General features: G+C 65.6%; 11 protein-coding genes. 2 read left to right on the forward strand and 9 right to left on the reverse strand.

The window, feature by feature from the left end:
* Positions 1-244: 244 nt before the first annotated feature.
* From VX037_RS15605 to VX037_RS15620, 4 genes are read right to left on the reverse strand one after another with little or no spacing between them, the layout of a single operon-like run.
* Positions 245-1270 (reverse strand): Gfo/Idh/MocA family protein, encoded by a 1026-nt coding sequence (locus VX037_RS15605; RefSeq protein ID WP_328714855.1) that lies wholly within the window; start codon positions 1268-1270, stop codon positions 245-247.
* Between the two features lies 1 nt (position 1271).
* A complete protein-coding gene (locus tag VX037_RS15610; RefSeq protein WP_328714856.1) occupies positions 1272-2147 on the reverse strand; it encodes a sugar phosphate isomerase/epimerase family protein in 876 nt (291 codons plus the stop codon).
* 21 nt (positions 2148-2168) lie between these two features.
* Complete coding sequence (locus tag VX037_RS15615; protein WP_328714858.1) at positions 2169-3074, reverse strand: sugar phosphate isomerase/epimerase family protein; 906 nt, start codon at positions 3072-3074, stop codon at positions 2169-2171.
* Positions 3075-3105: 31 nt separating this feature from the next.
* Positions 3106-4161: a Gfo/Idh/MocA family protein gene (locus VX037_RS15620; protein ID WP_328714859.1), complete on the reverse strand. Its 1056-nt coding sequence runs from the start codon at positions 4159-4161 to the stop codon at positions 3106-3108.
* A gap of 63 nt (positions 4162-4224) precedes the next feature.
* On the opposite strand from VX037_RS15620, the gene VX037_RS15625 reads away from it, so the two are divergent.
* Positions 4225-5262: a LacI family DNA-binding transcriptional regulator gene (locus VX037_RS15625; protein ID WP_328714861.1), complete on the forward strand. Its 1038-nt coding sequence runs from the start codon at positions 4225-4227 to the stop codon at positions 5260-5262.
* Positions 5263-5289: 27 nt separating this feature from the next.
* Here VX037_RS15625 and VX037_RS15630 read toward each other — a convergent pair whose 3' ends face one another.
* Genes VX037_RS15630 through VX037_RS15640 form a run of 3 tightly spaced genes read right to left on the reverse strand, consistent with a single transcriptional unit; the run spans position 5290 to position 6635 of the window.
* Positions 5290-5688, reverse strand: a complete 399-nt coding sequence (locus tag VX037_RS15630; RefSeq protein WP_266061222.1) for a DoxX family protein — start codon at positions 5686-5688, stop codon at positions 5290-5292.
* 33 nt (positions 5689-5721) lie between these two features.
* Positions 5722-6144: an organic hydroperoxide resistance protein gene (locus VX037_RS15635; protein WP_328714863.1), complete on the reverse strand. Its 423-nt coding sequence runs from the start codon at positions 6142-6144 to the stop codon at positions 5722-5724.
* Complete coding sequence (locus tag VX037_RS15640) at positions 6141-6635, reverse strand: MarR family winged helix-turn-helix transcriptional regulator (protein WP_328714865.1); 495 nt, start codon at positions 6633-6635, stop codon at positions 6141-6143. The genes VX037_RS15635 and VX037_RS15640 overlap by 4 nt, the downstream gene beginning before the upstream one ends.
* Positions 6636-6784: 149 nt before the next feature.
* Between VX037_RS15640 and VX037_RS15645 the strand changes: the two genes are divergently transcribed.
* On the forward strand, positions 6785-8299 hold the full coding sequence (locus VX037_RS15645; protein ID WP_328714867.1) for a DUF7782 domain-containing protein: 1515 nt from the start codon (positions 6785-6787) through the stop codon (positions 8297-8299).
* 73 nt (positions 8300-8372) lie between these two features.
* Here the strand turns inward: VX037_RS15645 and opgC are convergent, their stop codons facing one another.
* Positions 8373-9533, reverse strand: coding sequence for an OpgC domain-containing protein (gene opgC, locus VX037_RS15650; protein ID WP_328714868.1), 1161 nt, complete (start codon positions 9531-9533; stop codon positions 8373-8375).
* A 126-nt stretch (positions 9534-9659) separates the two neighbouring features.
* Complete coding sequence (locus VX037_RS15655) at positions 9660-11444, reverse strand: AMP-dependent synthetase/ligase (protein ID WP_235725150.1); 1785 nt, start codon at positions 11442-11444, stop codon at positions 9660-9662.
* Between the last annotated feature and the right edge of the window lie 54 nt (positions 11445-11498).

Below are 11498 nucleotides of genomic sequence, written 5' to 3' on the forward strand. Positions count from 1 at the left end.
CTACGACCCCGCCACCGCATGGAAGGACCAAACCCCCGCCGCGGCTTGACATCAAACCTTCAGGGATGTCTCGATCAGCGGGAGTTCGCGGGCTACTCGATCAGCGGGAGTTCGCGGGCTTCTCGATCAGCGGGAGTTCGCGGCGCTTCTCGATCAGCGAACGGAGCCGTTGAGCATTCTGGTGGTCGAGTAGGGGGCGAGCCGCTAGGCGAGATCCCGTATCGAGACCATCACCACCACAACATCATTCACCAGGAAACACGATCCCGACCTGCGCTCTGATGCGATCCATGACATCGAGCGTCTCGATCACGTCGGCAGCCGGGTGGACCTCGGAGTCGGCTGCTCCCGCGGCGATCCGTCGGGCAGCGTCCACCGCGGAGAAATGCAGCCCGTCTGTGTGGGTACCCGGCTCCTCGTCGTGGACGAGCACGTCGCCGGTCCGCGGCACGAGCCGGAACGGCCCGGGCTGATAGAACGGCCCAGGCAGATCCAGGTAAGCGTCCTCGCCGGCGACGAAGGCCGTCGTCGGCGTGTTGGACAGAATCGTCGTGTGCACCAACGACTGGCTGCCCCCGACGTGTCCCAGCGTCGCCGAGACCTGGCCGTTGAGTTCGTCGTTCGCCGGTTGACCGATGGCCGACACGGTAGCGACGTGACCAAGCGTCCAGTAAGCGAAGGCGATCGGATAGGTGCCGAGGTCGAGCATCGGTCCACCTGCCAATGCGGTGTCGTAGATGCGGTGGTCGGTGGTGAAGAACTCGCCGTGATCGGCGGCGACCGTGCGGATCTCGCCGAGCAGGCCGTCGGCGAGGATCTGACCGAGCACGTCGAACTTGGGTAGGAAGCGGGTCCACATCGCCTCACCGGCGAAGACGCCGGAGTTCTGGGCGGCCGTGAACACCTCGCGCGCCTGACTGGCGTTGATACCCAGGGGCTTCTCGATCAGCACGTGCTTTCCTGCGGCAATCGCGTCCAGTGCGCAGCGATGGTGCTGTGGATGCGGGGTGCTGACATAGACGATCTCGACGAGGGGGTCGGCAAGCAACGACTCGTACGAACCGTGAGCCGCCTCGACCCCCATTCGCCTGGCGAAATCATCGGCGCGCTGGGCGGAACGCGATCCGACCGCGACGACCTGCTGGGTGGTGTTCTCATTGAGGGCTTCGACGAAGCGCTGCGCGATCCACCCCGGACCCATGACACCCCAACGCAGTGCCGGGGCGGTCACGGGATCGAGGGTGCGAGGTGCGGGCAACCGTGTCAGCACGTCAGCCCCGATACTTCGCGACGTAGTCGGTCATCGTGGACAACTGGTAGCGCGAGACCTTGTGGGCATTCTCGTTCTCCGCGAACACACTCGAGACCATGACCGTGTCGTCGCGATCGTAGAAGCCGATCTCACCCAAGGTGCCGAAGAATTCGTCCCAATTGACGTCGCCATCGCCGATCTTGAGGTGCTGATGTACGCGCACCGCATTTCCGGGCGGATTGGTGATGTAGCGAAGACCATGAGAGGCATGATGATCCATGGTGTCGGCGACATGCACCAGACGCAGCATGTCACCGGCGGTGGTCATGATCTCGGCCATGTTCCCGCCCATGTGGAAGCTGTGGCAGGCGACGTACACCAGCCCGAAGTTCTTCGAGTTGATGCCGCGGATCATCCGGATGGCGGCCAGGCCGTCCTCGACGAAATCGTCGGGGTGCGGATCGATCCGGACGTCGATGCCTTCGCGCTCGATGATCGGCACGAGTTCTTCCATCGACCGGAAGAAGGCCCGTTCGGACTCCTCGGGCTTCTCGGGGCGGCCGGAGAACTCGGTGTTCATCACGTTGACGCCGAGGTCGACGGTGATCTGAATCGCCCGTTTCCAGTAGCGGACTGCGGCCTCGCGGGCGTCCTCGTCGGGCCCCGACCAGCGCAGCACCGGCAGCACCGAGGCGATGCCGACGCCCGCGTCGGCGCAGGCCTTGCGGAACTTCGCCACCAGGGCGTCGTCGGCCTTGGGGTGATTGAAGAAGGGAATCATGTCCACGTGCGGCGTCAACTGCAGGTACTCGTAGCCGAGATCGGCAACGACGCCGGGCAATTCGAGCAGTGAATAGCTGTGGTGGAACGGGGTGGGGTCGAGTGCAACCTTCATCGTCGAAACTCCTCAGCGTGGTCAGCGGAAGCGGACGGCCGGGACACCGCAGGAACCCAGGTACCTCTGGGTCCGCTGGGCGATGGGCAACGGAGCATCCGGGGAGCAGGGGTACATATCCTGCTCGACGATGGCGAAGATGTCGATGTCGAGGTCGGCGACCGCCTCGAGCAGCGGCGGCATCTCCGGGATGCCACGTGGCGGTTCGGTCATCGCGCCCAGGCGCACGGCCTCACCGAACGGCAGATCGTCGGCGGCCACCTTGGCGCGTACCGTTTCGTCTACCTGCTTGAGGTGCAGGTAGCCGATCCGCTCGGGGTGGTTGCGGATGATGGCGAGATTGTCACCGCCGCAATAGCTCACGTGACCGGTGTCGAGGCAGAGGTTGACGAACTCACCGTCGGTGTTCTCGAGGAAGCGGTAGATGTTCTCCTCGGTGTCCACGTGACTGTCGGCGTGCGGATGATACTGCGCACGCACACCGTACTTCTCGAACATCGCCTTGCCGAGTTCGTCCATGCCCTCGGTCTTCTTGCGCCACTGCTCCTCGGTCAGGTCGCGGTCCTCGAGGACGTCACCGGTCGCAGGATCGCGCCACATCTCCGGGATCACCACGACGTGCTTGCCCCCGACCGCCGCCGTGAGTTTGGCGACGTCCTCGATCTGGGTCCATACCGCGTCCCACGAATTGTCCTGATGCAGGTGCTCGAAGACAGTGCCGGCCGACAGCTTCAGTCCACGCTCGCCGAGTTCATCGAGCAGTTGCTTCGGGTCGGTGGGCAGATAGCCGAACGGGCCCAGCTCGATCCACTCGTAGCCCGATGCCGCGACCTCGTCGAGGAATCGGGTGTACGGGGTCTGTTGCGGATCGTCCGGAAACCAGACGCCCCAGGAATCCGGTGCGGAGCCGACGACGATGTTGCTCATGTGGGTGTATCCCTTCGGTGGGTCGGGTCGATCAGTGCGTGGTGACTGCGCTGGGCGTCACCGGGTAGGTGATGGTTTCGCGGTTGCCGGTCCGCAGCGAGCGCGCGGCGGCCTCGGCGATGGCCTGCGCCTTGAGCGCCTCGCCGAGCGTGGGGCCGATGTCTGCGCCGGTGGTGAGGGCCGCGAGGAAATGATCGAGTGCGGCGCGGTAGGTCGGTGCGACACGCTCGAACCAACCGGCATGCAGCCCGTCGCCGACTAAGCGGCCGGGCCCGTACCGGGATACCGATCCGACTGGGCGGCGGCCGGATTCGATCATGCCATCCGAACCGAGAACCTCGATGCGTTCGTCGTAGCCGTACCCCGTTCGCCGTGCACTGTCGATCTGCACGAGTGCGCCGCTGGGCATCCGTAGCGTGACGACCGAGGTGTCGACGTCGCCGAGTTGGGCCATTCGCGGGTCGGTGAACACGGACCCGGCAGCGAACACATCGACCGGGTCCTCGCCGGTGATCCAGCGGGCCAGGTCGAAGAAGTGCACGGTCTGATCGCGCATCTGACCGCCGGAGGTCGCGATGTAGTCCAGTGGCGGAAGCGACGGGCCGCGGGAGGTCAACTGGACGAGCTCCACTCCGCCGATCTCGCCGGTACGGACCGACCGGTGCAACTCGCTGTGATCGCGATCGAATCGTCGGTTGAAGTCCACCATGGTCGCCACGCCGGCCGCGGTCACCCGCGCCACGGTGTCGATTGCATGTGCCAGATCCAGATCGATCGGCTTCTCGCAGAAGGTGGGCAGTCCCGCTAAAGCCGCGCGACGCAGGTGGTCGGCGTGGGTATCGGTCGACGATGCGATCAGGACCGCGTCGACCTGGTCGGAGTCGTAGATCTCGGCGTCGGTGAGCCGGTGAGTTCCCATCCGGTTTGCGAGGTCATCGGCCCGAGCGGCATCGATGTCTGTGACACCCACAAACCGCACCTCGGGGTGCTCGGCGAGGTTCCGCGCATGCACCGAGCCGATGAAGCCGGCGCCGACGAGAGCGATGCGTACCAATTCGGACTCCTGTGTGAGACAGTTGTGGGACATGACTGGGACCGGTCCCAGTCACCATACGTGGTGTGGATCACGGAGGCAATAGGATGATCGATCGTGGGTGAGAACGAAGCGGGGATCGACTTCGTCGGCAATCGGCGACCGGCCACGATCCGGGACGTCGCCGCTCATGCCGGGGTGTCGAAGTCGGTGGTGTCACGCGTGCTGCGCGATGAGCCGAATGTCAGTGCGGAGCGGCGGGCGCGGGTCCGCGACGCGATGACCGAACTCGGCTACCGGCCCAACACCATCGCCCGCGGACTGTCGGAGTCGCGCAGCGGCACGGTCGGCGTGGTGATCAACGACTTGCGCAATCCTTGGTATGTGAGCCTTCTCGAGGGCTTGGCAACGACCTTCGACGCCGTCGACATCGCGCCGTTGTTGGTCGACAGTCGTCTGGACCACCAGGTCGGCCGCGACACCGTGGAGACGCTGCTGTCGCGGCAGGTCGACGGGCTGGTCGTGGTCGGCACCACCGACGCGCGGGTCGACGTGGAGCGTGCGGCGCAATCGATCCCGGTGGTGTTGGCGGGCACACTGGAGCCCGACCTGCCGACCGTGGACATCGCGGTCGATGATGATCGGGTCGGTGCGCGGCTGGCGACCGAACATCTGCTGGCACTGGGACATCGCCGGCTTGGCCACATCCAGGGGCCCGGAATGGTCGGTCGGCTGCGCCGCGAAGGCTTCGAGGAGACGATTGCCGCGACGGGTGCTGCCGACGAGTGCGTTGTGGAATACGGCGGGACCACCGAGGAGGGGGGATATGCGGCAACGGTACGTCTACTCGACTCGTCGACGCCGCCGTCGGCGATCCTGGCGTTCAACGACATGGCCTCGCTGGGGGCGATGTCGGCCGCCGACGACCGCGGATTGTCGATACCGCGCGATCTGTCGTTGATCGGCTACGACGACACGCAATTGGCCAGTCTGCGACACATTTCGTTGACCTCGGTGGACAACGGCAACTTCACGGTCGGCGCGCAAGCGGCCAAGTTCTTGCTGCGGCGGATGGGCAGGCTCGACGCCCCGCAGCAGATCTATCGGCATACGCCGCAACTAGTGGTGCGACGCACCACGGCCGAGCCGCGGTGAATCGCGACTCGGCCGTGACGTCGATTGTCAGCCGCGAGCGTGCCAGGCGGCGGCAACCAGCGCGGGCTGGCCGAACAAGCGGATGAATCGCTTTCGATCGGTGTCCAGCCCGAAGGCATCGATCTTGTTGCGGTACTGATGGATGTTGCCGGGGAACACCGCCACGAAGAACGCGGCGGCGACGGTTCCGATCATCCGGCGATGCTTCGGCAGTGCGATCAATCCGGCGCCGAGGGCGATCTCGGCGACCCCGGAGCCGACCACGGTCAGGTCGGGGTCCAGCGGCACGAAGTCTGGCACTTGGGCCTGGAACTCCTTGCGCTGGAAGGTGAGATGGCCGATGCCGGCGGTCGTCAAGATGGTGCCCAGAGTCAGTCGTGCGGCTCGCCGCGACGTCGGTTCATTGCTCGGCAGAATGGAGGCCATGGTGCCCTTCCGGTCAAAAGTGTGTTCGGGTGATCAGTCTTCGGCCACGGAGAGTGAGACCTCGATGTTCCCGCGGGTGGCGTTGGAGTACGGGCACACCTCATGCGCCTTGTCCACCAGTTGGCGAGCTTCGGGTGCGCTGACGGCGGGCAGGATCACCTCGAGTTCCACGGCGAGCTCGAAACCGCCGGAATCGTTGGAACCGAGGGAAACCCGAGCGCCGACCGAGGAGTCGCTGACGTCGGCGCCGGCCTGTCCGGCGACCAGACGCAGCGCACTGTGGAAACACGCCGCATACCCGGCGGCGAACAGTTGCTCGGGATTGGTGCCCACCCCCGACCCGCCCAATTCTTTGGGCATGTCCAGGTCGAGATCGATTTTGCCATCCGATGTCCGTGCGTGACCGTTGCGGCCGTCTCCGGTGGCGAGTGCCTCCGCGGTGTAGATCGGGGTCATGTCGTGCGTCCTTTCGTGGGTTCGTCGAGATGTCGACGGAGCTCGTCGGTGAGTTGATGCAGGGTCGAGCGCAGTTGGGCGAGATCGTCTATGTCAAAGGAGAATTCGTCGTCTCGTTGGTTTTCGGCCGCCTCCGCGATGGCCGCGGTCAGCGAGTCGTAGACGCAATCCGCGCGGGCTCCGAGTGCGACGCCCTCGGGGGTGAGGGCGACGGTGACCGAGCGCTCGTCGGAGGCGGACCGCCGCCGGCTCAGGTATCCGAGCGTCTCGAGCCTGCGGAGCAGGGGTGACACGGTCCCGGAATCCAACTGCAGTCGACGGCACAACCGGGACACGGTGATCTCGTCCTCCTCCCACAGCACCAGCATCGCCAGGTACTGCGGGTAGGTGAGACCCAGTTCGGCGAGCCCCGGCCGTTGCGCCGCGATCACGGCACGAGACGCGGAGTAGAGCGCGAAGCACAGTTGCTCGTCGAGTCGAACGTCGGTCACGGATCCGACCCTACACGATTTATGTTGTGCACAACATAGTTGTGGCAGATCTCGGCCCGATGTCAACCAATGTTGACGATCGACGATGGGTGGTGCAGGGTGCTGGGAGTGTCCACCCAGGCGATGCGCAATAAGTATCGGAGATTCGGATGACCGGGCCACACCCACTGGCCGACCACGCCGTCGTCGATCGTCTCGGTCAGGACCTGCGGGCCGCCGGGTACACATCCGAAGGCGTCAATCAACTGATCGGCGCATCCGCCAATGAGGCACTGGGCCGCGGCGTCTGGTGGCCGGCACTTGCCGCCACCCGGGCGGCCCCCGACCACGACGCGCCGTTGGCCGCCATCGTCCGGCTGTTCTTGCTCGGTGCCGACGAACCCGCCGATGGTGTGGCGCGGGCCTTTCCGTCGGTGCGTCCCGACGCGCTCATCGACGCCGGTGTGTTGACGGTCGGCGGCGCAGACGATTCGCTGCGCGCCGCCCTGGACATCCGCCCCCACGCCGACGATGTCCGGGAGTACCTGGTGGTGTCCGATCAGGACTCCGCAATGCGCGCCGGTCCGGTGGCCGCCGACCATGTCCTCGGGATCGGTGGGGCGTCGGTGTCGTTGGCGCGGGCGGTGATCCGCACGCCGGTGGGTAGGGCCCTCGACATCGGCACGGGCTGCGGTATCCAGGCGCTGCATCTGGACAACCACTGTGACGAGATCGTGGCGACCGACACCAACCCGCGGGCCCTCGCGTTGGCCGCGGCTACTGCGCGTCTGAATCAGATGGCCTGGGATCTGCGTGCGGGCAGCCTGTTCGAGCCGGTGGCGGGGGAGAGGTTCGACCTCATCGTCTCCAACCCGCCATTTGTGGTGGGTGCCGGAGGCCAGGACTACATCTACCGTGATTCGGGGGTTGCCGGAGATGGGCTGTGCGCGGACCTGATCCGGCAGATTCCCGATCACCTGAATCCGGGTGGGACCGCGCAGATCCTGGCCAACTGGGTGGTGCCGCATGACACCGACTGGCGCGAGCGGGTGCGCGGCTGGCTGGCCGGCACCGACCTGGACGCCTGGGTGGTACAACGCGAGTTCGCCGATCCCATCACCTACATCTCGTTATGGCTCTCGGACGCCGGGGAATCGGCACAACAGGCGGCCGACCGGGGTGCGCGATGGTTGGACTGGTTCGCGGCCAACGGTATCGACGGAATCGGCATGGGCTCGATCACGTTGCGCAGGCGCTCCCGGGACGGCGGTGAACCCGATCAGACGATCGAGGAGATCACGGGCGCCGGCGAGGAGGTGACCGGAGCAGAGGCCGAGGCGTTCCTGGCCCGCCGCCACTACCTGCGCAGCATCTCAGATGCGCAACTGTTGTCGACTCGGTTGTCGACATCGCCGGTGTTTCTGGAGGAACAGTCGTTACCCGGTAGCGAGGGGTGGCAACAGGTCTCGGCGACGGTGCGACGTCCGGGCGGTCCGGGTGCGGTCCTCGCGGTGGATGAGGTCTCGCGGGCCCTGCTGGCCGGGTGCCGGGGACAGGTGCCGCTGGGCGCGCTGCTCGAACTGCTCGCCGGCTTCCATGGAGTGGAACCCGATGCCCTCGCCGTGGCCGCTATTCCGGTGGTTCGCGAAGCCATCGGCCGTGGGATTCTGTACGAGGCGACGTGAGTCGACCACGCCCTTCGTGATGCTCGCAGGCTCGCTCCTCAGGGATCGGGCGGGACGCTCGCAGGCTCGCTCCTCAGGGGTCAGGGGTGACAGTCGCGGGTGAGCTCGGCTCCGGAATCTGAATGGGCGCTGTCGGTTTTCGGGCTGCCCACAGCCGATCACGAACCACCATCGGTAGCCGGTGGAGTTTGTCGATACCGAATTCCCGGCGGAACTCCGCCCAGGCCCAACACAACCCGAACACCAGAACCACGACGCACAGCGAGGTGGCGGTGTTCCACGGCCGGTGGGCTATGTGGATGGGCAGAACCACCAGCGCGAGCGCCTGCAGGACATAGGAATCCAGACTGCGCGTGCCGGTCATCACCAGTGGGCGTACCCAGTCCCGGTGCCAGTGGCGCAGCAGGAGGCGGAAGATGCCGTAGACCGCCGGTACCGCCAGCCATGCGCCGACGGCGCGGGCAGGGCGGAAGTCGAGTTTGTCGGCGAGCGTGGGTTCGAACCTGATCCATGGTCCGGCATCCACGCCGAGATGGAGAACGAGGGCGAACCCCACGGCCACCACGATGATCGGTGCCAGATGGCGGTCGACGAAACCGGCAACATCCCACTCGCGCCACTTCCAGCCGACGACGACCGCCGGGACGAACATGATCTGCCAGGCCGCCCAGTTCTGGATCCGGTGTCCGGCCGTGAACGAGGTGACGTAGAACCAGTCCGGTGACCACACCAGCGAGATGGCGTATGCGAGCACCGAACCCGCGAGGATGAGTTGCCACCGGTTGCGCATCAGCAGTGGGAACAGCAGATAGGCCGATGCCATCAGCAGCATGTACAGCAGCAGGATGTTGCCGCCGCTGGGCAGGTACCGCATGGTGATCGCGAGCTCCAGGCCGTGCCACCAATCATCGACCGGCAACAGCAGGGTGAGCCATCGATGACCCGCCATCCCCGCAGCGACCGCAGTGAGCGCGATCGTCAGCTGACACAGATAGAGCACCACGATCCGACGCGCGAGTCGTCGGTAGGCGAAACCCAACGAGTGCCGCTCGATCCACCGCCGATAGACCAGGCCCAGAACGAGGCCGGACAACAGGACGAACGCCGACATCCCGTCGACGTACGGGTAGATGTGGGTGGGCGCGGCGATACGCGTGCCGGCGGCGAAATGCAGCGAGATCATGCTCCAGATCGCGAGCCCCCGCGTCGCGTCGATGGCGAGATCTCGATTCATCGCGAGTGAGAATACCGCCGCTCACGTCGGAACTCGTCATCGCGCGACAGTGATGTCGGCGACGACAACGCCCGGCTCCCGCCTTGTGTCAGTGGCGGGAAGCCGGGCGTCGTGTCGGCTATCCGATCAGGTGTACAGGTCGGCGATGGCCGCCTTGTGCGCGTCGTGGATCACGTTGCGCTTGAGCTTCATCGTGGGCGTCAGTTCACCGGACTCGATCGTGAAGTCACCCTCCAGAATGGCGAACTTCTTGATTGCCTCGGCGTTGGACACCGTGGTGTTGGCACTCGTCACGGCTTCGTCGATTTCGGCCCGCAGCGTCTCGTTGGTCGCGAGATCCGACATCGAGGTGTCCGCAGGCAGGTCGTGGCGCTCCAGCCACCCCGGTGCCGCCTCCGGGTCGATGGTGATCAGCGCCGCGATGAACGGCTTGTTGTCACCCACGACGAGGCACTGACTGACCATCGGATGGGCGCGGATGGTGTCCTCCAGTTGTGCCGGCGAGACGTTCTTGCCGCCGGCGGTGACGATCAGTTCCTTCTTGCGGCCGGTGATGAAGAGATAGCCGTCATCGAGTTTGCCGATGTCGCCGGTGTGGAACCAGCCGTCGACGATCGCCTCGGTGCTGGCCTTCTCGTTCTTCCAGTAGCCGCCAAACACCACCGGGCCCTTCAGCAGCACCTCGCCATCGTCGGCGATGGCCACCGAGACGCCCGGGATCGGTCGACCGACCGAGCCGACGCGCTGATGTTCCTCATTGTTCGCGGTGACGGCCGCAGTCGTCTCCGACAATCCGTAGCCCTCGTATACGGGGATACCGACACCGCGGAAGAAGTGTCCGAGGCGGGCCCCGAGCGGCGCACCACCGGAGATGGCGCCCTCGCAGTTGCCGCCGAGCGCGGCGCGCAACTTTCCGTACACGAGTCGATCGAACAGTGCGTGCTTGAGTTTCAGGCCCAGACCGGGCCCGCCGTTCTCCAGGGCCTTGCTGTACTCGATGGCGGTGTCGGCGGCGCGATCGAAGATCGCGCCCTTTCCGCCGTCGTAGGCCTTCTGTTTGGCGGAGTTGTAGACCTTCTCGAAGACTCGGGGCACCGACAACACGTAATTCGGTTGGAACTTGCCCAGATCCTCGATGAGGTTCGGGATGTCGTTGGTGTGTCCGAGGATCACCCCGTTCTCGATGCACCCGACGGCGACGACGCGCGCGAATACGTGCGCCAGGGGCAGGAACAGGAGCGTGGACTTGCCCTCGACCATGCCGGCGCCGACGGCATCGCGGGTGGCTGCGCATTCGGCGAGGAAATTGGCGTGGGTCAGGACCACACCCTTCGGCTTACCCGTGGTGCCCGAGGTGTAGATAAGGGTGGCCGCGTCGGTTGCCAGTGCGTCGGCGTGGCGGGTGTCGAGTTCGCTGGTGTCGACCTTGGCGCCGCGCTTTGTGACGGTGGCCAACGCATGATCGTCGATGATGAGCGTCTCGCGCAGCTCCGGCGCTTCCTCGATGACCCGGATGTGGCGGGTGTAATGGGAGTGCGCCTCGACGAACAGCAGTGAGGTACCGGAATCCTCGAGAATCCACTTCACCTGGTCGGGTGCCGAGGTCTCGTAGATGGCCACCGTCGTGGCACCGGCCCGCCAGATGGCGTAGTCGAGAACCGTCCACTCGAACCGTGTCGAGGAGAGGATCGCCACGCGGTCACCGGACTTGACGCCCGAGGCGATGAGCCCCTTGGCCACGGCGTCGACCTCGTCGGCGAATTGCTTCGCCGTGACGTTGATCCATTGGTTTCCCGACCGTCTCTTCAGCAGCGGCATCGTCGGCCGCTCCGCCCGATAGCGGAGAATGCTGTCGATCGTGGTCGCCTTGTCCTCGATGGTGAGGTCGGTCGGAGTGGTGTACTGCTGCATGGCGGCTCCCCTACGCGCACATAACCGGTCATAACGGACATCCGTGAGTTCCGC

The sequence above is a fragment of the Gordonia sp. Z-3 genome (genome assembly GCF_036233855.1).
GTDB lineage: Bacteria > Actinomycetota > Actinomycetes > Mycobacteriales > Mycobacteriaceae > Gordonia > Gordonia tangerina.

Coding starts and splice junctions, on each gene's coding strand:
- VX037_RS15645 (WP_328714867.1), top strand. CDS start 6,785: ATGACCGGGCCACACCCACTGGCCGACCACGCCGTCGTCGATCGTCTC.
- VX037_RS15655 (WP_235725150.1), bottom strand. CDS start 11,444: ATGCAGCAGTACACCACTCCGACCGACCTCACCATCGAGGACAAGGCG.
- VX037_RS15620 (WP_328714859.1), bottom strand. CDS start 4,161: ATGTCCCACAACTGTCTCACACAGGAGTCCGAATTGGTACGCATCGCT.
- VX037_RS15630 (WP_266061222.1), bottom strand. CDS start 5,688: ATGGCCTCCATTCTGCCGAGCAATGAACCGACGTCGCGGCGAGCCGCA.
- opgC (WP_328714868.1), bottom strand. CDS start 9,533: ATGAATCGAGATCTCGCCATCGACGCGACGCGGGGGCTCGCGATCTGG.
- VX037_RS15610 (WP_328714856.1), bottom strand. CDS start 2,147: ATGAAGGTTGCACTCGACCCCACCCCGTTCCACCACAGCTATTCACTG.
- VX037_RS15635 (WP_328714863.1), bottom strand. CDS start 6,144: ATGACCCCGATCTACACCGCGGAGGCACTCGCCACCGGAGACGGCCGC.
- VX037_RS15615 (WP_328714858.1), bottom strand. CDS start 3,074: ATGAGCAACATCGTCGTCGGCTCCGCACCGGATTCCTGGGGCGTCTGG.